The sequence below is a fragment of the Jatrophihabitans telluris genome (assembly GCF_023516435.1).
Classification (GTDB): domain Bacteria; phylum Actinomycetota; class Actinomycetes; order Mycobacteriales; family Jatrophihabitantaceae; genus Jatrophihabitans_A; species Jatrophihabitans_A telluris.
In genome coordinates, this window is record NZ_CP097332.1 from 1,318,996 (window position 1) to 1,339,383 (window position 20,388).

20 protein-coding genes and 3 tRNA genes are annotated in these 20,388 nt (G+C 67.6%); 5 read left to right on the top strand and 18 right to left on the bottom strand.

Annotation, left to right across the window (positions count from 1 at the left end; translation table 11 throughout):
- Positions 1-16: 16 nt before the first annotated feature.
- Together M6D93_RS06250 and M6D93_RS06255 are read right to left on the bottom strand one after the other, a co-directional pair.
- Positions 17-1,006 carry a choline kinase family protein gene (locus M6D93_RS06250; RefSeq protein WP_249773502.1) on the bottom strand — a complete coding sequence of 330 codons (990 nt, stop codon included), beginning with the start codon at positions 1,004-1,006 and terminating at the stop codon, positions 17-19.
- Positions 1,007-1,152: 146 nt separating this feature from the next.
- On the bottom strand, positions 1,153-1,911 hold the full coding sequence (locus M6D93_RS06255; RefSeq protein WP_249773503.1) for a GntR family transcriptional regulator: 759 nt from the start codon (positions 1,909-1,911) through the stop codon (positions 1,153-1,155).
- A 184-nt stretch (positions 1,912-2,095) separates the two neighbouring features.
- Here M6D93_RS06255 and M6D93_RS06260 point away from each other — a divergent pair, with 184 nt between their 5' ends.
- Positions 2,096-3,643: a Rieske 2Fe-2S domain-containing protein gene (locus tag M6D93_RS06260; RefSeq protein ID WP_249773504.1), complete on the top strand. Its 1,548-nt coding sequence runs from the start codon at positions 2,096-2,098 to the stop codon at positions 3,641-3,643.
- Positions 3,644-3,677: 34 nt separating this feature from the next.
- Here M6D93_RS06260 and M6D93_RS06265 read toward each other — a convergent pair whose 3' ends face one another.
- From M6D93_RS06265 to sigK, 6 genes are read right to left on the bottom strand one after another with little or no spacing between them, the layout of a single operon-like run.
- Positions 3,678-4,208: a PaaI family thioesterase gene (locus M6D93_RS06265; RefSeq protein ID WP_249773505.1), complete on the bottom strand. Its 531-nt coding sequence runs from the start codon at positions 4,206-4,208 to the stop codon at positions 3,678-3,680.
- A gap of 9 nt (positions 4,209-4,217) precedes the next feature.
- Positions 4,218-5,069 (bottom strand): 5-oxoprolinase subunit C family protein, encoded by an 852-nt coding sequence (locus tag M6D93_RS06270; protein WP_249773506.1) that lies wholly within the window; start codon positions 5,067-5,069, stop codon positions 4,218-4,220.
- A complete protein-coding gene (locus M6D93_RS06275) occupies positions 5,066-5,680 on the bottom strand; it encodes a 5-oxoprolinase subunit B family protein (RefSeq protein ID WP_249773507.1) in 615 nt (204 codons plus the stop codon). The genes M6D93_RS06270 and M6D93_RS06275 overlap by 4 nt, the downstream gene beginning before the upstream one ends.
- Positions 5,677-6,441 (bottom strand): LamB/YcsF family protein, encoded by a 765-nt coding sequence (locus M6D93_RS06280; RefSeq protein ID WP_249773508.1) that lies wholly within the window; start codon positions 6,439-6,441, stop codon positions 5,677-5,679. The genes M6D93_RS06275 and M6D93_RS06280 overlap by 4 nt, the downstream gene beginning before the upstream one ends.
- 44 nt (positions 6,442-6,485) lie before the next feature.
- Positions 6,486-7,211 (bottom strand): anti-sigma factor, encoded by a 726-nt coding sequence (locus M6D93_RS06285; RefSeq protein ID WP_249773509.1) that lies wholly within the window; start codon positions 7,209-7,211, stop codon positions 6,486-6,488.
- Positions 7,208-7,810, bottom strand: a complete 603-nt coding sequence (gene sigK / locus M6D93_RS06290) for an ECF RNA polymerase sigma factor SigK (protein WP_249773510.1) — start codon at positions 7,808-7,810, stop codon at positions 7,208-7,210. The genes M6D93_RS06285 and sigK overlap by 4 nt, the downstream gene beginning before the upstream one ends.
- 365 nt (positions 7,811-8,175) lie before the next feature.
- On the opposite strand from sigK, the gene M6D93_RS06295 reads away from it, so the two are divergent.
- Positions 8,176-10,725 carry a galactose-binding domain-containing protein gene (locus M6D93_RS06295; protein WP_249773511.1) on the top strand — a complete coding sequence of 850 codons (2,550 nt, stop codon included), beginning with the start codon at positions 8,176-8,178 and terminating at the stop codon, positions 10,723-10,725.
- 247 nt (positions 10,726-10,972) lie between these two features.
- Here the strand turns inward: M6D93_RS06295 and M6D93_RS06300 are convergent.
- A tRNA-Leu gene (locus M6D93_RS06300) sits at positions 10,973-11,045 on the bottom strand.
- A gap of 112 nt (positions 11,046-11,157) precedes the next feature.
- The gene (bcp, locus tag M6D93_RS06305) at positions 11,158-11,634 is read right to left on the bottom strand and encodes a thioredoxin-dependent thiol peroxidase (RefSeq protein WP_249773512.1); all 477 of its coding nucleotides are present in this window, start codon (positions 11,632-11,634) and stop codon (positions 11,158-11,160) included.
- Positions 11,635-11,720: 86 nt separating this feature from the next.
- Here bcp and M6D93_RS06310 point away from each other — a divergent pair, with 86 nt between their 5' ends.
- The 3 genes from M6D93_RS06310 (at position 11,721) to eda (ending at position 14,860) form a co-directional block, all read left to right on the top strand.
- A complete protein-coding gene (locus tag M6D93_RS06310; RefSeq protein WP_249773513.1) occupies positions 11,721-11,957 on the top strand; it encodes a DUF3618 domain-containing protein in 237 nt (78 codons plus the stop codon).
- A 285-nt stretch (positions 11,958-12,242) separates the two neighbouring features.
- A complete protein-coding gene (gene edd, locus M6D93_RS06315) occupies positions 12,243-14,222 on the top strand; it encodes a phosphogluconate dehydratase (RefSeq protein WP_347343557.1) in 1,980 nt (659 codons plus the stop codon).
- Positions 14,219-14,860 (top strand): bifunctional 4-hydroxy-2-oxoglutarate aldolase/2-dehydro-3-deoxy-phosphogluconate aldolase, encoded by a 642-nt coding sequence (gene eda / locus M6D93_RS06320; RefSeq protein WP_249773515.1) that lies wholly within the window; start codon positions 14,219-14,221, stop codon positions 14,858-14,860. The genes edd and eda overlap by 4 nt, the downstream gene beginning before the upstream one ends.
- 21 nt (positions 14,861-14,881) lie before the next feature.
- Here eda and M6D93_RS06325 read toward each other — a convergent pair whose 3' ends face one another.
- The 8 genes from M6D93_RS06325 to M6D93_RS06360 all read right to left on the bottom strand — a co-directional run bounded on the left by M6D93_RS06325 (position 14,882) and on the right by M6D93_RS06360 (position 20,374).
- The gene (locus M6D93_RS06325; RefSeq protein WP_249773516.1) at positions 14,882-15,526 is read right to left on the bottom strand and encodes a hypothetical protein; all 645 of its coding nucleotides are present in this window, start codon (positions 15,524-15,526) and stop codon (positions 14,882-14,884) included.
- On the bottom strand, positions 15,523-15,978 hold the full coding sequence (locus tag M6D93_RS06330) for a Fur family transcriptional regulator (RefSeq protein WP_283818647.1): 456 nt from the start codon (positions 15,976-15,978) through the stop codon (positions 15,523-15,525). Before M6D93_RS06330 ends, M6D93_RS06325 begins: the two co-directional genes overlap by 4 nt.
- 237 nt (positions 15,979-16,215) lie before the next feature.
- Complete coding sequence (locus M6D93_RS06335; RefSeq protein WP_347343558.1) at positions 16,216-17,124, bottom strand: metal ABC transporter permease; 909 nt, start codon at positions 17,122-17,124, stop codon at positions 16,216-16,218.
- A gap of 2 nt (positions 17,125-17,126) precedes the next feature.
- Complete coding sequence (locus tag M6D93_RS06340) at positions 17,127-17,987, bottom strand: metal ABC transporter ATP-binding protein (RefSeq protein WP_249773518.1); 861 nt, start codon at positions 17,985-17,987, stop codon at positions 17,127-17,129.
- Complete coding sequence (locus tag M6D93_RS06345) at positions 17,984-18,940, bottom strand: metal ABC transporter solute-binding protein, Zn/Mn family (RefSeq protein WP_249773519.1); 957 nt, start codon at positions 18,938-18,940, stop codon at positions 17,984-17,986. The genes M6D93_RS06340 and M6D93_RS06345 overlap by 4 nt, the downstream gene beginning before the upstream one ends.
- A 151-nt stretch (positions 18,941-19,091) precedes the next feature.
- Positions 19,092-19,167, bottom strand: a tRNA-Lys gene (locus M6D93_RS06350).
- Between the two features lie 134 nt (positions 19,168-19,301).
- Positions 19,302-19,949 (bottom strand): ScbR family autoregulator-binding transcription factor, encoded by a 648-nt coding sequence (locus tag M6D93_RS06355; RefSeq protein ID WP_249773520.1) that lies wholly within the window; start codon positions 19,947-19,949, stop codon positions 19,302-19,304.
- A 349-nt stretch (positions 19,950-20,298) separates the two neighbouring features.
- Positions 20,299-20,374 (bottom strand) — tRNA-His (locus tag M6D93_RS06360).
- Positions 20,375-20,388 lie beyond the last annotated feature (14 nt).

The window sequence follows — 20,388 nt, forward strand, 5'->3', positions numbered from 1 at the left end:
CAGTCCCTTTCGTTGGTTAACCGGGTTGTTGGACTTCCACCAGCAGCCGCGCGAAGTCCGGTGAGTCGAATGTGGACACCGCGCGTTCGTACTTCTCCATGCCCCAACTCCAGAAGTCGAAGTCCAGCGTGGAGATCCCGTCCTGGATCGAAGCCCAGAGCGTCCAGCCGTACTGGGACATCAGCGCCCAGAGTCGTGCCCGGGCGAGCTTGCTGGCCAGCGGCCGCCCGTAGTAATGGGTCACCAGCAACTCCAACTGCCCATCGGACAGGGTGGATTCACTGGCGAGGTTTCCCAGCTCGAAGCAGGGATCGTTGTTGCCGGCGTACTCGTAGTCGATGAGCCACAGCCGCGTGCCGTCGTCGATGATGTTCTCGGCCAGCAGATCGTTGTGGCAGGGCACTGACACCTCCGGAAGCACAGCCATCGCCTCGCGGATCATCGCCACCTTGGCCATGAAGTCCAGGTACCGGTCGGGAAGCCGGAACCCGCGCTCGCGCACCAGCCTGAGATAGCGCAGCTGGACGTCGAACATGTTGAAGTCGTTGGCGAACCTGGGTCCGGCGTGCAGCATGCGGCAGGTCTGTGCCAGGCGAGCAAGGTTCGACTCCAGCCGCACGTCGCTGGGCCCGAGGGTCCGCCCGTCCACCCAGGCGATGACGAGTACGCCTCTGCCCGGCAGGTAGTCCAGCACTTCGGGGGCGACCCCGGATGCGGCCGCGGCGCGGGAGTTGGCGTGTTCGGCCGCTCGATCGATGGCCAGTAACGCGCTGTCCGGGGACGACAGCCGGGCGACGTAGTCACCGTTGTCGGTGACGATGCGGAAGTTGCGGTTGGTCAGGCCGCCCGTCAGCGAACTGATTGTGCGCGGGCGCCCGGCCAGCAGGGGGACGGAGTCCAGCAGGGCATCGACGCTCGCCGGGAACGGCGAACCGGATTCGTCACCCGCGATCCATCCTTCGGGCCGCGCCGGGGCGCCGGCGGTACGGGGCAGTGCTGCGTTCACGCGACACTCCTCCGAGTCAGCGGCACCCTACGGTTTTCCGGATGCTAAGCCCTATCGGGTAATACGGTCTAGATCGAATGTGGTCAGTGCATTTCGCGTTCGTTTCGTTCGGTGCACCAGACCCGGCCAAACATGACAATCGCTGTCTAAACGCCGCTGCGAACCGAGATCCGGACGCGGTCCGAGCGAAACAGGTCGTGTGCGTATTCCACGGCGAGCCCGGCGGCGGTGAAGGCCGTTCGCTCGATCCGCATGGCCGGACGGCCCAGGCCGAGGTCGAGCCGGGCCGCCTGCTCGGCCGACGGGATGACCGCCTCGAGCGATTCGGTCGCGGTCCTGGGTCCGCGGGCGTAGCGCTCGGCCAGCAGCGAGTAGAGCGAACCGGTGAGCTCATGGGCGAGCATGCCCGGCAGCTCCGCCGCCGGAAACCACGAGTGCTCCAAGGCGAGCGGGCGGTCCTCGGTCAGCCTGATCCGCACGATCTCGTGCACGGCCGCGGCGCGTTCGAGCCCCAGGGCGTCGGCCACCCGTGGACTAGCCGCGACGGTGGCCGCCGACAACACCTCGGCTTGCGCGTGCAGGTTGGCCCGCCGAAGCTGCTCGGTGAACCCGGCCAGGCCGGTGAGATCGCAATCGATCTTGGGCTCGGTCACGAACGTACCGCCGGCCCGGCCGGGCACTCGGTCGACGACTCCGCGCTGTTCGAGGTCGGCCAGCGCCTGCCGAAGGGTCATCCGGCTGACGCCGAAGAAGCCGGCCAGATCCTGCTCCCGCGGCAGCCGGTCCCCAGGCACCAAGGCCCCGGCCGCGATGGTGTCGAGGAACCAGCGTTCGATCTGGCTGTGCGCGGTGACCCCGCCGGCACGGGAGAGCGCGTGCGGCTGGGCGAACACGGTCGTCGTCATCAATGCCCGTCCTTCCGCACACCTCTGCGCGGACGATGTCGCGAAGATACCCCTTGCGCGGTGCTCGTCCCTGCCGCGCGGCGAGCCTCGGCTGTGCCGAGCACCCCGGCCGAGCGACTACCGTGGTTGGGTGCACGCCTCGCGTCGGCGAGGCGGCGATTGTCAGGATGCGGAGCGGCTTTTCATGCGAGTGACCGGACTGGGCCATGCCAGTGCGCTGATCGAGACCAAGTTCGGCTCGGTGCTGACCGACCCGTGGGTCAACCCCGCGTACTTCGGATCGTGGTTTCCCTTCCCGGACAACTCCGGTCTGGACTGGGACTCGATCGGCCAGGCCGACTACCTGTTCGTCTCTCACCTGCATCGCGACCACTTCGACCCGGAGCATCTCAAACGCCACATCTCCAAGAAGGCGACGGTGCTGCTGCCTGCCTATGCGACCAGCGAGCTCGAAGACCAGCTGCGGGACCTCGGGTTCAGCTCCTTCGTCAAGACGGTTTCCGACGAGGTGGTCGACCTCGACGGCCTGCAGATCATGATCCAGTCCCTGATCTCGCCCACCGACGGGCCTATCGGCGATTCTTCGCTCTGGCTGACCGACGGCACGACGATCGTGCTGAACCAGAACGATGCCCGGCCCTCGGACCTGACGTCGTTCCAGAAGCTCGGCCACGTCGACGTCCACCTGCTGCAGTTCTCAGGCGCAATCTGGTTCCCGATGGTCTACGACCTTCCCAAACGGGCCAAGCAGGCGTTGGGGGCGACCAAGCGTGAGCGGCAGTTCGACCGGACGCTGCGCTACATCCAGGATCTGGAAGCCAGTTACGTCTTCCCGACCGCCGGCCCGCCCTGCTTCCTCGACGACGAACTCTGGGGCTTCAACGACATCTTCGGGGACGAGTCCAACATCTTCCCGGACCAGAAAGTCTTCTTGGACTGGCTCAGCGAGCGTGGACGGACCAACGGCCGGCTGCTGCTTCCCGGCACCGTCGCGCACGTGAGCGAGCCGCACTGCCCGGTGCAGCACCCGATGCCCGACGCCGAGGTCGAGGCGCTGTTCGCGGACAAGACCAGCTACCTGCTGGACATGAAGGCGCGGCGGCAGCCGGAGGTCGAGCAGGCCAAGCTGGGCTGGGCGCATCCCGAGGTCGATGTGCTCGGCGAGATCACCAAGTGGTTCACACCCCTGCTGGAGGAGGCCGACCACATGGCCGCCGGCATCAACGGTGGCGTCCGTTTCACCGCCGCCGACGCCGAGCGCGGCGACGTCGACTTCATCCTGGACTTCGTCACCCGCGAGGTACGTCCGTACCAGGACGAGAAGGTTCGCTACCGCTTCCAGACCAAGCGGGCCTACCTCGAGCAGCTGATCGTCGAGCACGAGATCGACTGGGTCAATTCGCTGTTCCTGTCCTGCCGGTTCACCGCGACCCGGATCGGGCCGTACAACGAGTACGTCTACACCTTCTTCAAGTGCCTGTCCGAGGAGCGCTTGAACTACGCCGAGGGCTGGTTCGCAGAGGCCGCCCATGACGACAAGACCATCGAGATGGGCGGGTACGCCTTCCAGAGCCGCTGCCCGCACCTCAAGGCCGACCTGACTCGTTTCGGAAAGGTGGACGACGGAGTCCTGACCTGTCAGATGCACGGCTGGAAGTGGAACCTCGACACCGGCAAGTGCATCACTTCGGTGGGCCACCCCATCCGCACCGAAGGCGCCATCGGCCACTGAGCTGCCCTCGCCGACCCGCCGGCGCTTCGATCGGTCAGGGCGTCATGATCAGGCAGCTGCCGCTGGCGGTGGCCACGAGCTTGCCATCGCCGTCGATGACCGAGCCTTCGGCGAAGGCCACCCGGCGACCGGGTTTGACCACCCACCCTCGCGCCGTCAACGCGCCTCCGTCGCTGTGCACGGGACGCAGATAGTTCACCTTGAGCTCGATGGAGGTGTAGCCCACCCGGGGCGGAAGGGTCGTGTGCACGGCGCATCCGATCACGGTGTCCAGCAAGGTGCAGACCAGTCCGCCGTGGACCATGCCGATCGGGTTGTAGGCCGATTCGTCCGGCACGCAGGTGAACACCACCGCTCCGGACTCGACGGACTCGATGGTGAAGGCGAAATGCGCGGCGATGGGCGGCGGCGCGACGGTCCCGTCGGCCACCGCACGCATAGCGTCCAGGCCGGACAGTTCGATGAGCGAGGCGGCGGTCACCGCTGGGTCGAACCATGTCAGTGTCTTCGAGCGAGGGCTGCCCCACTGGGTTGGCGCGGCGGTGTCGGTTTGATTTTCAGTCATGGACGGACGCTAGCAAACCGCGGCCAGGGCGAACGCGTCGCCGGGTCGAAGCTGGGCCAGGCGGCTGAGCTCGGTCGAGTGCACCACTGCGATGACCGGATATCCGCCGGTGACCGGACCGTCCGGCCCGAGAACGATGGGTCTGCCGTCCGGCGGGACCTGGATCGTGCCGGGCAGCGTGGCCGCCGACGGGAGTTCGTCCGGCCGGCGCCGCTCCAGCCGAGGGCCGTCCAGCCGGAGGCCGACCCGGTTGCTGGCCGCGCGCACGAGCCACGAGGTGCCCAGCAGGGTCGGCCAGGCGGGCTCGGTGAACCAGTCACGCTGCGGGCCGGGATGCACGCGCACGGGACCAGCTTCGCTGAGCGGCGGCAGCGGCACGTCGAGTGGATCCCCAGCCAGAAGGTCGCCGACAGGCAGCCGATCACCCGGGCCCAACGCGCGGCCACCAAGCGCCGAGAGCGTGTCGATGGAGCGGGATCCGAGCACGGACGGGACGTCGAATCCGCCCCGGACCGCCAGGTAGGTCCGGACTCCGCTCGGAGGCGTCCCCAGCATCAGCACACAGCCGGCCGGCAGCGTGACCGGCCGGCCGAAGTCGACCGCCGCCGCGCCCGCCGATGTCCGGACCGGAGTACGAGCCCCGGCGAGCGCGATGGTCACCGCCCGATCGGTCCGCACGCTCAGTCCGCCGAGGGTGATCTCCAGAGTGGCGGCTTCGGCGCTGTTGCCGACCACGGCGTTGGCGAACCGGTGCGCTCGCTGGTCGAACGCGCCGGAGGTGGCCACCCCCACGTTCCGGTAGCCGCGGCGTCCCAGGTCCTGCACCGTGAGCAGGGGGCCGCTACTAAGGACCTCGATCATGTCGGCCGGAATCGCACGGGGCGCCCGGGCACGAGCAGCGCCGGAGGCCGACGCTCGACGTCGAACAACCGGGCCTTGGTGCGGCCCAGAATCCGCCAGCCGCCGGGGGACTCGTTCGGGTAGACCCCGGTGTATTCACCGGCCACTCCAACCGAGCCGGCCGGGACCCGCGTCCGGGGCTCGTCCAGTCTGGCCAGCTGCATCTCTCTCGGTAGTCCGGTCAGATAGCCGAAGCCGGGGGAGAAACCGCAGAACCGCACCGCATAAGGCGCCTGGCTGTGCGTGGCGACGACCCGTTCCACCGACCAGCCGAGTTCGTCGGCGACTGCGGGTAGGTCAGGTCCGTCGTAACGAACCTCCAGCACGATTTCCTCCAGCCCGGGATCGGTGCTGACCGGCTCGGCTGCCGCCGCCGCGGCCTGCTCGATCATGCCGATGGTGACCAGGCTCGGATCGAAGACGACCAGGACCGACTCGGCGGCAGGGACGATGTCGATGAGCGCGGGCATCTGCCCCGCGCGGGCCAGTTGTGCCGCCAAGCGCGCTGGGTCGTCGATGCCGTCGATCAGCACGGCACGGTCGCCGTAGGGCTGACAGCGCGGCGCGCTCATGAGAACGCCGTGACCTCGATGCCCGCCGCCGCCAGCACGCGGCGGATCGCCGTGGCGATCTCCACCGCATGCGGCGAGTCGCCGTGCACGCAGATCGAATCCGGTCGGATCGGAATCCGCACCCCCTCGATCGAGACGACGGTCCCGGTCTGAACAAGGTCGAGCGTTCTCGCCGCAACCTCGTCCGGGTCGCTGATCAGTGCCTGCGGCTCCGATCGGGGCACCAGCGTCCCATCTGACCGGTAGCCGCGGTCGGCAAAAGCCTCACTGACAGGGCGGACACCGGCAGCGGTCGCGGCAGCGGCCAGCGCCGAGTCCGGCAGGGTCAGAATCGGTAGCCCGGCGTCGACACTCGCGACCGCTGCCGCGATCGCGCCCGCCTGGACCGGATCCGTTGCGGCGGTGTTGTAGAGCGCGCCGTGCGGTTTCACGTAGCGGACCCGGCCTCCGGCGGCGGCGGCGAAGGCCTGCAATGCACCTAGCTGGTAGACGATGTCGGCGCTGAGTTCGTCCGCGGCCATGTCGATGCGGCGACGTCCGAAACCGGCCAGGTCGCGATAGCCGACCTGAGCTCCGATGGCCACGCCGCGCTGGACAGCCAGCTCGCAGGTCCGGCGCATGATGCTCGGGTCCCCGGCGTGGAAGCCGCAAGCGATGTTGGCGCTGCTGATCACGCCGAGCAGTGCCTCGTCGTCGCCGAGCGTCCAGCGCCCGAATCCCTCGCCCAGATCGGCGTTGAGGTCGATGCGCGAGCTGGCCATGGAGCCAATCTAGAGGGGCATCGGTGTCTCGTGGAGCACCGACTCTAGAGCGGCATCGTCGCAATGACGTCGGTCGGCTGGGCCGATCCTCCGGCCGGTTCGACCGAGACCCCCATCCGTTGCGAGCCGGCGAGGTCACCACTGGCCAGCGCGGTCACGTCACCGTCGGCATTCGGCAGGAACGTGCCGGCCGACACAGCGTGCTGAGAACCGCCGGCGCCGGAGATCATCCAGAGCTGGTAGGTCTTGTCAGCGCCGGGCGCGGGGATGTTGTGGCCGATCAGAGCGACCTTGCGTTCGGACTTGGAGTAGACGAGCGTGGCGTGACCGGAACCCACGTCGCCGCTGATGGCGTTGGAGTCCCGGGCGGACAGGATCGACTGGACCGCGCTGGCCTCGGTCGTGCGGGTCGCCTGGCGGTGCTGCTGGAAGCCCCAGGTGCCGAGCACCAGCGCGATCAACGCACATGCCGCGGCCAGGCCCTGCCAGAGGCTACGGCTGCCCCGGGCACGACGCAGCGCGATCACGTTGTCCGTGACCGGAGCAAGCGGGCGTACCGCGGCGGCGGCGTGCAGTACCGCGTCGCGCAGCGCCGGCGGCGGGGTGGCGGCCGACAGATGCGTCAGCTCGACCGCTGTGGCGACATAGCTGGCCACCTCGTCGCGGCAGTCCGCGCACTCGTCGAGATGACGCTCGAATTCTTCGCGTTCTCCTGCGTCGAGCGCATCGAGTGCGTAAGGCCCAGCCAAAGCGTGCAGCTCGGGGCTCATGCGGTCACCCCCAGAGCGTCGCGGAGCCGGATGAGGCCGTCGCGGATACGTGTCTTCACGGTTCCCAGCGGGATGTGCAGCAGTTCGGCGACCTCGCTGTGGGAATAACCGCCGAAGTAGGCCAGGCTGACGGCCTGACGCTGCACATCGGTGAGATCGTTCATCACCCGCCGCACGCGCTGCGCCTCCAGACTGGTCTCGACCTGCTCGCTGACCTCGTCGTAGGGCCGCTCGGTGTTGAGTTCGGCGTAGCGATTGTCGCGCGCCGCGCTCGATTGCGCCGCCCGGACGCGGTCCACCGCGCGCCGGTGGGCAATCATCAGCAACCACGGCATGACCGCGGACTTGGTGACGTCGAAGCGGGCCGACTGGCGCCAGACCTCGAGGTAGACGTCCTGGGTGACCTCGGCAGACTGGGCGGCGTCGCGAACCACTCGCAGCACCATCCCGTACACGCGGCTCGAGGTGCGGTCATACAGCTCGGCGAAGGCTTGTTGCTCGCCCCGGGCCGACGCGGCAAGCAAAGTCTCCAGGGGAGTGGGCTCGGCCGGCGTCGGCACAGCCGCGAGCGGGGTCGTCGCTGACCGCTCTCGTCTCATGTGCGTCACTCTAGTGAGCCCCGTCCCGCCCGCCGAAACGCCGGGCCTTCGCCGGTGCGAGCCACCGGATACCAGTCATTCGTGACGTGTCGGGGTACTGGATTGGATGCCGCGGTCGAAATCTGTGTCGAAATTCGAAATGCGCGCGTCATTGAGTCCGCGGATCGGCGTCGGCATGGTGACGGCAGTGTTCGCTGCCGCACATCCGCGCCGAACGGGCACGTTCGGTGCAGACACGGGTGGCCAGATTCCGCTGGAACATCCGAATTGTGTGCTGACGGGGGTTAGAAATGTTCATGGGTGGTTCCAAGCCGCCGCGACGGATTCGCACGGCAATCGTGCGACGTAAACGCGCGGCTGCATCAGTGGCGGGGTTGGCAGTCGTTGCCGCGCTCGCGCCGGGCCTCGTCGGGCGGTCCGCTCCGGCGCTGGCCGACACGGCTCCGGCATCGTCGGTCGCCCCCTCGACGGTCAGCGCCGACCCACTGCCGACGGTGCAGGTCAACGGCGTCGTGTGGTCACAGGTCGTGGTCGGCAATACCGTCTACGCGACGGGATCGTTTTCCAGTTCCCGCCCGGCCGGATCGCCGGCCGGGACGAACGAGACCCCGACCGGCAACATCATCGCCTACGACATCCGCACCGGGAACAAGATCACGTCGTTCACCCACACGCTCAACGGCACCGGCCGCACGATCACGGCTTCACCCGACGGCTCGACGGTGTACGTGGGCGGCGAATTCACCGCGGTGGACGGCCAGACCCACTCCCGCGTCGCTGCCTTCGCCACCGCGACCGGCGCCCTCATCGCCAGCTTCGCGCCCATCATGGGCAGCGACGTCCTTGCCATCGCGGCCACCAACGACACCGTCTATCTCGGCGGCTACTTCCATTACGTCAACGGGGTAGCCCGCGCGCGACTGGCGGCGGTCCAGGCCGGATCCGGTTCGCTGCTGTCCTGGAACGCCAGCGCCAACGACGCGGTCCGCGCCATGGTGCTGAACGCCTCGGGTACTCGGCTCATCCTCGGCGGCTCCTTCGCCAGCCTCAACGACGTCTCCGCGCTCGGATTCGGCGCGCTCGATCCGGCCACCGGCGCGACGATGATGGCAGGAAGCGCTGCGTGGCCGCCCAACTTCCCGATTCATGACTACGGTTCCAACTCCGGCATGTACAGCTTGACCGCGTCCAAGGGCGCGATCTACGGAACCGGTTTCAAGTACAAGACCCCGAACTCCAATTTCGAGGGCAGCTTCTCGATGAACGACGAGACCGGGACGATCAACTGGATCAATGACTGCCACGGCGACTCTTACGGCATCGCGCCTGCCGGTACCGCGGTGTACGTGGTCGGCCACACCCACGACTGCAGCGCGATCAATGGTTTTCCCGACTATTACCCGAAGTATGAGGATCAACACCGGGCGATTGCGTTCACGTATGGGGCGGGCGGGACGAATACCGGTCCGGATTCCTATGGTTGGAACTACAGCGGGCAGCCCGCGAGCACTCTTCTGGACTGGTTCCCGCTGCTTTCCGACGGCGTGTACACCGGTCAGTATCAGGCTGCGTGGTCGATCGTGTCGGCCTCGGGCTACGTGGCCCTGGGCGGGGAGTTCCCACTGGTGAACGGCATCCACCAGCAGGGGCTCGCGCGTTTTACCTACAGCTTCCAGGCGCCGAACAAGACCGGTCCGGTCAAGGCTTCCGTGACCGCCCCAACCGTTACCACCGGTGCCGCCGGGGTACTGAACCTCGAGTGGCCCGCCGCCTGGGATCGGGACAACGAGCAACTCACCTACCAGCTCTACCGGGACTCAGATTCCACCCCGATCTACAGCACGACGGTGGCCTCGACCTTCTGGCGCACGCCGGTCATCGATTACACCGACGCTGGTCTGTCGGCCGGAACGCACACGTACCAGATCGCGGTGAGCGACAAGTTCGGCAACAGCGTGACGAGCGCGCCCGCGTCGGCCACGGTGGCGACCTCGGCGCCCGCGCCGGCGGCGGATGCCGACCTGGCTCTGGGTAAGCCGGTGGTGCAGTCGAGCCTGTTCCAGTCCGGCGCCGGTCCCGCCAAGGCGGTCGACGGAAATCTTGACGGGAACTTCCCGCACAACTCCGTGACTCATACCGGTATGGACCGCAACGCCTGGTGGCAGGTCGACCTGCTCTCCTCGCAGCCGGTTACCTCGATCACCGTGTCGAACCGAACCGACTGCTGCGGCGCGCGCCTCGGCGATTACTGGGTCTTCGCCTCGGCGACACCGTTCGACACGCGGTTGAGCCCGCAACAACAATCACAGCAGTCGGGCGTCTGGTCCTCACACCAAAGCACCAGCCCGTCCCCTCAGACGCAGCTGCAGTTGCCTGCCGGAACTTCCGCGCGTTACGTGATGGTTCAGCAGTCCGGCCAACAGATCCTGTCGCTGGCCGAGGTGCAGGTGACTGGCCAGCCGACGCAGCCGACACAGCCGACACAGCCGACACAGCCGACGCAGCCGACGCAGCCGACACAGCCGACGCAGCCGACGCAACCGACACAGCCGACCACGGTGAACGACACCAGTGCGATGTTCTCCTACACCGGGCGGAGCTGGTTCGGTCAGGGCAATCGCGGCTTCGGTGACTTCGGCAACGACGTGCATGCCTCCGGCACGATCGGGGAGTCGGCCACGTTCAGCTGGAACGGCACGGCGGCCACCATCCTTGGTGAGAAGTACTCCGATCAGGGCGTGGTCAGCGTGTCTGTCGATGGCCAGCCGGCAGTACAGGTCGACACCTCGGCGCAAGCGCGTTCCGCGCAGTCTCCGATCTACGCAGTGACCGGACTCGCGAGCGGGTCCCACACCATCGTCATCACCCACCAGAGCGGTACCTGGATGACGATCGACGGGGCCTCCTACAGCTAGGCATCCTGAGGACCGGTGACCAACGGCGCCGAGTGCTTCGCGAAATGCGGGCACTCGGCGCCGCGTCCGTTGAGGTTGCCCTCGTTGCGCCCGCCCATCCGTTGAGGTTGCCCTCGTTGCGCCCGCCCATCCGTTGAGGTTGCCCTCGTTGCGCCCGCCCATCCGTTGAGGTTGCCCTCGTTGTGCGGGATCGTTCAGAGCACGGGCCGTCGAACTTCAGCGTCGATGTCCGCAGACATCGCGTCAGTAGGGCCGGAGGGATTTGAACCCTCACTGTCACGGACCTAAACCGTGTGCCTCTGCCATTGGGCTACGGCCCCGAGTGCGTGCCCGGACACTGTACGACCCCGGTCTGCACCCGAGCGCTGAGGGTAAGGATGTCCTGGGTGCCGCAACTCGTCGCCGCAGGATGCGAAGCCGCCCGGCTCACGCCTACGCCGCGTCCAAGCCGAGATCGCGACGCAGCTTGGCGACATGCCCGGTCGCCTTCACCGCGTACTGAGCGAGTTCGATCTTGCCGGCCGCGTCGATGACGAACGTCGAACGGATTACTCCGACGACCGTCTTGCCGTAGAGCTTCTTCTCGCCGTAGGCGCCGTAGGCGGTGAGCACCGACTTGTCGCTGTCGGACAACAGCGGAAAGTTCAGGCCCTCCTTGTCGCGGAACTTCGCGAGCTTGGCCGGCGCATCGGGCGAGATGCCCAGGACGGCGAAGCCTTCGGCGGCCAGCCGGTCGAGGCTGTCGCGGAAGTCGCAGGCCTGTGTGGTGCACCCGGGCGTCGACGCAGCCGGGTAGAAGTAGAGGATGACCCGCCGCCCGCGGAAATCGGACAGGCTGACCGACTCGCCACCGGCGTCGGGCAGGGTGAACACGGGGGCTTCGTCGCCGGGCGCAAGTCGTGAGGTCATGACGGTCACGCTATCGCGGACGATCCGTCCCGCTAGGCTGTGGCCCAAGTTGTTCGTCCTAACCCCCTTCGGATCTGGAGTGTGCTGTGGCCGCCGAGCGAGACACCAAGGTGATCCGTGCCGAGATCGAGCAGGCCCGAGACCAGCTCGCCGCCTCGGTCGACCAGCTCGCGACCCGGCTGGCACCGTCCCGGCTGGCCGAGGAGGCCAAGGCATCGGCCAAGCAGAAGCTGACCTCGCCCGTCGGCCTGGCCATCGCCGGCGGGGCCGCCGTCCTGCTGACGCTGCTCGTCGTGCGCAATCTCCGGCGCAGCCGAGGCTGACCGGCGCTACCGCCGGGTAGGCGCGGGCGGTCACCGCGACCTGCGGCAGGCGTTATCCTTGAAGCGGTTACAGGGCCGTACCCGGCCCTGCTTACCGGTTACGTCGGCATCGCACCGCATGAGCCGAATCGCCCGGACGCCGCCCGCTGGAGTGTGGCTTCTCCTCGCACAGACTCAACGGGAATCCGCATGACTGAAAACCATTCGAACCACTCGTCCAACCCACTTTCACTGCATCAGATCTCACTCGGTGATCCAGCCGCGAGCGCCGCGACCTTGGTGCCCATGCCGCCCCGCGACGATGCGGGCCGCTATGTCGTGCATCCGGTGGTTGCCGCGGTGACGGATCGGATCGCGCGGCGTTCGGCCCCCGCAAGGGCCGCCTACCTGCAGATGCTGGACGCGGAGGCGACCGCCGAGCATCCGCGGCGCTCAGCCCTCGGTTGTGCCAACCAGGTACACGGTTTCGCCGCCTGCGGACCGGAACTCAAGCTCACGCTGCGGGGTCGCACCCAGGCTCAGCTCGGTATCGTCACGGCCTACAACGACATGCTGTCGGCTCATCAGCCGTTCCAGACCTATCCCGACATCATCAAAGCGGCCGCTCGCGAGGTGCACGGTGTCGCGCAGGTCGCTGGTGGCGTGCCGGCCATGTGCGACGGAATCACCCAGGGTTACCCGGGGATGGAACTCAGCCTGTTCAGCCGGGACGTGGTGGCCATGGCCACCGCTGTCGGTCTGTCGCACGACGTCTTCGACGGCACCGTGATGCTCGGTGTATGCGACAAGATCGTGCCCGGCCTGATCATCGGCGCTCTGCAGTTCGGGCATCTGCCGGCGGCGCTGATCCCGGCCGGGCCCATGTCCACCGGCTTGTCGAACAACGAGAAGAAGCGAGTCCGCAACCTCTACGCCGAGGGCAAGGTTGACCGGGAAGAGCTGATCGACGCCGAATCGGCGAGTTACCACAGTGCGGGCACGTGCACCTTCTACGGAACGGCCAACTCCAACCAGATGGTCGTCGAGGTGATGGGAATGCACCTGCCGGGAACCGCCTTCGTGCCCCCCGACAGCGAGCTACGCCCCGCGTTGACCGCGGCGATCACCCAGCGCGTCCTGCAGATCACCTCGCTCGGCGACCAGTGGACTCCCTTCGGCCGGCTGGTCGACGAAAAGGCGATCGTCAATGCCGTGGTGGGTCTGCTCGCCACGGGTGGCTCGACGAACCACACGATGCACCTGGTGGCGATCGCCGCCGCGGCGGGGATCATCCTTACCTGGTCGGACATCGACGAGTTGTCCAAGACCGTGCCGCTGTTGACGCGGATGTACCCGAACGGCTCGGCCGACGTGAACCAGTTCCACGCGGCGGGCGGTACCCCGTTCCTGATCGGAACACTGTTGGATGCCGGGCTCGTACACGAGGACGTCCTGACCCTGGCCGGTCCGGGCCTGTCGCGGTATCGCTACGAACCGGTGCTCGATGACGACGCGCGGATCCAGTGGCGCCGCAGTGCGGAGCGCTCCGGCGATGAGACGGTGCTCCGCTCCTCGGACAACCCGTTCGACCACGAAGGCGGTATCCGCGTTCTCGACGGGACTCTCGGCCGCGCCGTCATCAAGGTGTCCTCGCTCGAGGAGAAGGACCGCATCGTGCAGGCGCCCGCGCGGGTGTTCTCCGACCAGGCCTCGTTCACCCGCGCCTTCGAAGCCGGTGAGCTCGATCGGGACGTCATCGTCGTCGTTCGCTTCCAGGGTCCGAAGGCCAACGGCATGCCGGAGTTGCACAAGCTCATCCCGGCCATGTCGGTCCTCATCCAACGTGGTCATCATGTCGCGCTGGTCACGGACGGCCGGATGAGCGGTGCTTCCGGTGTGGTCCCGGCCGCCATCCACATCACGCCCGAGGCCGCCGACGGGGGACCGCTGTCCCGGGTCCTGGACGGTGACCTGATCAGGGTGGACTCCCACGCCGGCACCATCGACGTGCTGGTGGAAACGGCCGAGCTGCTCGACCGTCCCGCAGCTGTGCCCGGCCCGGCCCCGGTCACGTTGGGACGACGGCTCTTCGAGTCCTTCCGCGCCCAGGTTGGCACGGCCGACACCGGAGCGTCCGTCTTCGACCTGACCAGGGTCGATCCCGATCTCGATCTCGATCTCGATCCCGATTCCGATCCCGATTTCGAGCGGGCCCTGGATCGCGCCACGCGGGCGGCGTCGGACCGCGCTGTCGAGGTCGCCGACGCAGCCCTGGAGGCTTCATGAGCACCGTGACGGAACGCGTCGCGTCGGTGTCACCGCTGGACCTGGCACCCGTCATCCCAGTGGTGGTCATCTCCGATCCGGACAAGGCGGTGCCGCTCGCGCGAGCTCTGCTTGCCGGTGGCGTCCGCGTCATCGAACTGACCATGCGCACGCCCGCCGCTCTCGAATCCGCCCGGCTGATCGCGGCCGAAGTACCGGAAATGGTCCTCGGGGTCGGCACCGTGATCAGCACCGAGCAGGCCGAGCAGGCCGTCGGCGCTGGTGCCCGTTTCCTGGTCAGCCCCGGCGCAACCGAGCGACTGCTGGACGGCCTGATCGGAACCGGGGTCCCGTTCCTGGCGGGAACCGCCTCGGCGACCGACGTCGTGAGGTTGCTGGAACGCGGCATCACCGAGGCCAAGCTGTTTCCGGCCGAGGTGGTGGGCGGTATCGCAATGCTCAAGGCGTTGCACGGACCGTTCGCTCAGGTGCGCTTCTGCCCGACCGGTGGCATCAGCCCGGCCACCGCGCCCAGCTATCTCGCGCTGCCGAACGTCGGCTGCGTCGGTGGCAGCTGGATCGCTCCGCCCGCGCTGCAGGAGGCCGGCGACTGGGCCGGGATCACCGCGCTGGCCAGGGCCACAACGAGTCTGGTGTGACCGCCGGGCCGGCGGGGAAGGTCAGCGGGACAGGAGCCGGTTGCGGGCCGCCGCCAGCGCCTGGCGCTCAGCGCGGGCGGTGATGAGCCGAAGTCGCTCGCTCTGCAAGACCGGGCGGTCGAAGAGCACCACGAACTCAAGGCGTCCGTCGGATCGAGCGCTCTGCCGGCCGTAGAGCACCTTGCCGTTGAGCTCGAACTCGTCCTCATCGACGACCAGCGTCAGGGTCACTTCTGTTTCGGGTTCGGCGAGGTCGGCGAAGCGGGTGCTGATCGTGCAGCGCAGGCCGGCCTCGCTCAGGTCGACCAGATCGCCGATGGCGATGTCGAAGCTGGTGGAGTGGCGCCGGCGCAGTGACACGGTGCCCTCGATGACCGCCCGGGCGTACTTGCGTCGCTGTTCGTTCCACGGTTCGCCGGCGATCTCGGCCAGCCAGCCCCGGTCCTCCCAGACAGGTACGTCGATGACGGTGGTGGGCAGGCAGATGATGCCGCCCTCTTCCGGCCAGGTCACCAGAACGCGCTCCCGCAAGCCGAACGTGCGGTCTTGGTCGTCCTCGAGTTCGAAGGCGACGTGTCCGGGGCTGGTGCCGACGACCCGGCCGCGATGTGATTCGCCAGCTTGGCTGCGCAACACCACGATGCTGCCGCGAGGAGGGATGTTCATGGTCGTCCGTCTCGTTCCTCGCTGGGATGTCCTGCGCAATCGGCACAAACGCCGAGCAGTTCGACGGTGTGGTCTACGTCGATGAATCCGTGTTCCTCGGCTACCGACGCGGCCCAGCGTTCGACGCCGCGGCCTTCGATCTCCACCGTCCGGCCGCAGTCGCGGCAGACGAGGTGATGATGGTGGCTGCGCGCGCTCTGGCCGCAGAGCCGGTAGAGCGCCTCACCGTCGGGGGTCTGCAAGGTGTCGGCGGCGCCATCGGAGGCCAGCGTTTGCAGGTGTCGATAGACGGTGGACAGGCCGACGTCCTCGCCCCGCGCGCGCAGTTCGGAAAAGACTGCCTGGGCGCTGCGGAAGTCGTCGCGGGCACCGAGCTGCTCGAGCACGAGGCCACCCTGGCGGGTGGCGCGCTGCCGCTTGCTTCCCAACGTTCTTCCCAACGTTGCCGACACCGACAACCCCTTTCCGTCCACCTCAGAGCTGGATCGAGGTGATAATCGTTTTCACGATACCTGGCCGGTGCGCTGCGATCCCAGCGTTCTCATCCTGGGCCGGGACAGGCCTGTGCCAGCCCGGTACCTTTCCGATCGGCAGGACGGACGGGGCCGTTAGTCGTTGGCCGGACGAGAGCACCCGGCTTCGCCGAACCGACTAGACCGGACGAAACCCGACATCTGCTCTTGAACCGGCTAGGCCGCCCGCGGGCGCCGGATCCAGCCGCGACGCTCCCGAACCGCACCGATGGCCCGACACAGGACGTAGAAGCTGAACGAGATCGTCGTGATGTAAGGGCTGATGGGCAGGGTGCTGCCGAGGGCCAGCAGGATGCCACCGACCACGGACACGAACGCGAACAGCACGCTCAGCACGGTGGTGAGCCAGGGTGTGGCGGTGACCCGCATGGCCGCAGCCGCCGGCGTCACGACGATGCTCAGAACCAGCAGCGCGCCGACGATCTGCACCGACATGGCCACGGTCAGGCCGAGCACGATCATGAACACCGGAGCGAGCAGGCGCACCGGTACCCCGCGTGCGGCTGCCACCTCGGGATCGACGCTCGCGAACGTCAACGGTCGCCACAACAGCAGCAGCGCGGCGATCACGACGATCGAGATCCCGATCAACCAGGACAGCTGCGGGGAGTCGATGGCCACGATCTGGCCGGTCAGCAACCCGAACTTGTTGGCTCCGCGGCCCTTGTACAGGGACAGGAAGAGGACGCCCAGCCCCAAGCCGAAGGGCATCAACACACCGATGACGGAGTTGCGGTCGCGCGCTCGGACGCCCAGCGCGCCGATGGCAAGGGCGGCCAGCATCGAGCCGGCCAGCGAGCCGACGACGACGTTGACACCCAACAACAAGGCGGCGGCCGCGCCCGCGAAAGACAGTTCGCTGATGCCGTGTACGGCAAAGGGCAGGTCCCGCCGCATCACGAAGACGCTGATGAGGCCGGCGACGACTCCGAGGATGGCGCCGGCGATGACCGAGTTGCGGACCAGGCTGAGCACCTGGCCGTAGTCGGTGAAGTCGAAGATCTGGTGGAACGTTGACGGATCGGCGGCCCTGAGCACGGGGCCGGCCGCGGAGACCAGCAGCACGCTCACGGCGCGGCCCGATGCGCGACGACGGGGTGCGGGGGTGCTTCGGTGGCGTGGTGATGCTCGTCCTCGGACAGGTCGGGCACGCCGGCGATGAGAATACGTCCGCCGACCCGGACGACTTCGATGGGCGAGCCGTAGAGGGCGCTCAGGCTTTCTGAGGTCATCACCTCGGCTACCGTCCCGATCCGGAACTGCCCGTCGGCCAGGTACAGGACGCGGTCGACGTAGGGCAGCACCGGGTTGATCTCGTGGGTCACGAAGAGCACCGCGGTGCCGCGTTCGGCCCGGCAGTGATCGATCAGGCTCACGACGGTGCGCTGGTGGGTGAGGTCGAGCGAGAGCAGGGGCTCGTCGCAGAGCAGCAGCCGAGGATCGGTCGAGAGCGCTTGTCCGATCCGGATCCGTTGCTGTTCGCCACCGGACAGCTGGTGCACCGGGACGTCGGCCAGGTGCAGCGCGCCGACCGAGGCCAGGATTCGCTCGATCCGCAGGCGCCGGGACCGGTTCGGCCACCCGATTCCCCAGGACGCACCGTCGATCCCGAGGCCGACCAGATCGCGGACCCGGATCGGACTGCTCGGTGCCAGCCGCCGTTCCTGGGGGACGTAACCGATGAGCCGCGACCCGCGGGCCGGCGGGCTGCCCGCGATCTCCAGGCGGCCGGACGTCAACGGGGTCAAGCCGAGGATCGCCTTCATCAGGCTGGACTTCCCCGATCCGTTCGCGCCGAGGATGGCGATGAATTCACCGGGACGGACGGTCAGATCAAGCTCGGACCACAGCACCCGGTCGCCGAAGGCCAGGGTCCCCCCGTCGAGCTGCAGGACCGGTTCCTCGACGCCGGCGGATGGGTCGCTCACGACGTCGCCGACAGTGCGCTGGACAGCGCGTCGAGGTTCGCGCTCATCCAGCTGAGATAACTCTGTCCATCGGGCAGAGTCTCGGTGACGGGCACGACCGGGATGTTATTCGCCTTGGCTGCGGCGATCACTCGTTCGGTGGCGGCGCCGGTCGTCTGGGCGTTGTAGACCAGTGCGCTCACCTGCTTCTGGTTGAACAGCGCCAACGTCTGCAACAGGACGCGGGGGGCGACGTCGTTCTCCTCCTCGACAGCATGGCTGAAGGCGTCCGGCGTCCTGTTGACCAACCCACACGCCTGCAGGAGATACAGCGGTACCGGCTCGGTGATCGCGATGCCGTGGCCCCCGCGCTGACGTTTGATCGAGCTTTCGCGCCCGATCAGGGTCCCGATGCTGGCGGTGAAGGTCTGGGCGTTGGCGCGGAAGGTGGCCGCGTGCTGTGGATCGGCGCCGGCCAGTTCGTCGGCGAGCCGGCTGGCAACGGCCTCTACGGTGGGAAAGTCGTACCAGACGTGCTCGTTGACGGCGCTGCCGGCCGACTGCCGCCCCGACAGTGCGACCGCGTTGACAACGGTGGCCGAGGTCCCGGCCGAGCGTCGCATCGTCTCCATGAAGTCGTCGTAGCCGCCGCCGTTCTCGATGATGACGTCGGCGTTGGACATGGCCACCTGGTTGCGCACGTTGGCCTCGTAACTGTGCGGGTCCGCGCTCGGGCTGGTGATCAGCGACGTCACGCTGACGCGGTTGCCGCCGATCTGGCCCGCGATGTCACCCCAGACATCGGTGGCCGCCACGACGCGCACCTTCCCGGCGTTCGTGCTCGCCGACGAACTCGAGGAGCAGCCGCTGGCGAGCAGGACGACGCATACGACCAGCGCGATGACGCCGGACGGACCGAAGGGGCCGAAGGGGCCGAAGGGGCCGGCACGGCGGGGGAGGCGGTCGGTGTCCACAACAGGCCTCCCACAACGCTAATGACATTCGTTCTGACAATGATGTTCATTAGCGACTGTACCAGGCGAGCGGGCGTCGGTCGCGTACAGGCGACCGGGTCGACGAAACGACTCAGGGCTCCTACCGAATCGGTAGGAGCCCTGAGTCTGCTGGTGCGCCGCCAGGGACTCGAACCCCGAACCCGCTGATTAAGAGTCAGCTGCTCTGCCAGTTGAGCTAGCGGCGCTTGTCCAGTTGTGCTGACCTGATGCGAATCCGGTTACGGAGCTGGTCCTCGGACCCTTTCGCATCAAGCGGCCCGCATCCCTGCGGGCCGAGGAGAAACTCTAGCAGACCGGGCAGGACGAGCCGAAATCAGCGTCAGCGTCTGGCGTGCCTCAACCGGTCGCCGGCGCGCTTGGCCTCGCGCTGGATCCGCGCGACATCGGAGTCGACGCTGATTCCGGCCAGCACCACCTTCCAGAACTCGTCCAACCGGGTGTCCAGGTCGCGTCGCTCGGTCTGCAGCTGCGACACATGCTGGACGCCGAAGAAGCCGCTGACGATGGTGCGTGCGGTTGGACCCGGAGTGACGCCCTGGCGCAACAGACCCTGGCGGCGCGCCTGCGCCAGCAGATCGTGGACGGCCCTCGTCCAGGTCACGAACGGCGTCGGCAGCTCGGCGTCGATGCTCTCGCCCTCGGTCGACAAGCGGACTCCGGCCCGGACGATGGGGTCCTCGCGGAACTGGCGCCCGACCTCATGCGTCAGGGCGACGATCGCGATGAGCGGGTCCGGCGCGGCCGTTTCCAGGCGAGCGATCAAATCGGGCCAGTGGGAGGTCTGCTCCTCGACGATGGCAACGGCGAGCGCCTCCTTGCTGGGGAAGTGGAAGTACAACGCGCCCTTGGTCACCCCCGCCGCCTCGATGATCTCGACCATTCCGGCCGCGGCATAGCCACGGCGCGAAAAGACCTCGGATGCGGCTTGCAACACTCGATGGCGCGTCTGTTCGGCTCGCAGTTGCATTCTCGTCGCTGCGCCGGGGGCCCTTGCGGACCTGCCGGCTACCCCTTTCGTCCTGGAAACGTGGGTTACCGCCCTGATTTGGAGGCAACTCATCGCGATGACGATCGGCATCACGATAGCGTTCCGGAGAGTAGTTGAACCCTTTTGGCGCTCGACTTTCGCACGAGTTTCGCCATGCGCTGTGGGCACATCAGGGCTCCAGGACTTCTCTGTCCTCGGCGCCCGAATTCTGGGCTGACGAAGTGCGACGTGTGGGGCTTACCGAACAAACCCCTCGTCAGTTCGTCAATTGCCGATCAGCCGGGCAGGTCGAAAATGACACAGCCCCCGGTTTGGCCGGGGGCTGTGGTGGGGTGAGCGACGGGGCTCGAACCCGCGACATCCTGGACCACAACCAGGTGCTCTACCAGCTGAGCTACGCCCACCATTGCTCGATGGA

What these genes read in the sequence shown, in the direction of transcription:
- M6D93_RS06285 (WP_249773509.1), bottom strand. Translation starts at nt 7,211, where the DNA reads ATGAGCCCCGAGCTGCACGCTTTGGCTGGGCCTTACGCACTCGATGCG.
- edd (WP_347343557.1), top strand. Translation starts at nt 12,243, where the DNA reads ATGCCGCCCCGCGACGATGCGGGCCGCTATGTCGTGCATCCGGTGGTT.
- M6D93_RS06280 (WP_249773508.1), bottom strand. Translation starts at nt 6,441, where the DNA reads ATGGCCAGCTCGCGCATCGACCTCAACGCCGATCTGGGCGAGGGATTC.
- M6D93_RS06260 (WP_249773504.1), top strand. Translation starts at nt 2,096, where the DNA reads ATGCGAGTGACCGGACTGGGCCATGCCAGTGCGCTGATCGAGACCAAG.
- M6D93_RS06265 (WP_249773505.1), bottom strand. Translation starts at nt 4,208, where the DNA reads ATGACTGAAAATCAAACCGACACCGCCGCGCCAACCCAGTGGGGCAGC.
- M6D93_RS06255 (WP_249773503.1), bottom strand. Translation starts at nt 1,911, where the DNA reads ATGACGACGACCGTGTTCGCCCAGCCGCACGCGCTCTCCCGTGCCGGC.
- M6D93_RS06275 (WP_249773507.1), bottom strand. Translation starts at nt 5,680, where the DNA reads ATGAGCGCGCCGCGCTGTCAGCCCTACGGCGACCGTGCCGTGCTGATC.
- eda (WP_249773515.1), top strand. Translation starts at nt 14,219, where the DNA reads ATGAGCACCGTGACGGAACGCGTCGCGTCGGTGTCACCGCTGGACCTG.
- bcp (WP_249773512.1), bottom strand. Translation starts at nt 11,634, where the DNA reads ATGACCTCACGACTTGCGCCCGGCGACGAAGCCCCCGTGTTCACCCTG.
- sigK (WP_249773510.1), bottom strand. Translation starts at nt 7,810, where the DNA reads ATGAGACGAGAGCGGTCAGCGACGACCCCGCTCGCGGCTGTGCCGACG.
- M6D93_RS06355 (WP_249773520.1), bottom strand. Translation starts at nt 19,949, where the DNA reads ATGCAACTGCGAGCCGAACAGACGCGCCATCGAGTGTTGCAAGCCGCA.
- M6D93_RS06270 (WP_249773506.1), bottom strand. Translation starts at nt 5,069, where the DNA reads ATGATCGAGGTCCTTAGTAGCGGCCCCCTGCTCACGGTGCAGGACCTG.
- M6D93_RS06325 (WP_249773516.1), bottom strand. Translation starts at nt 15,526, where the DNA reads ATGAACATCCCTCCTCGCGGCAGCATCGTGGTGTTGCGCAGCCAAGCT.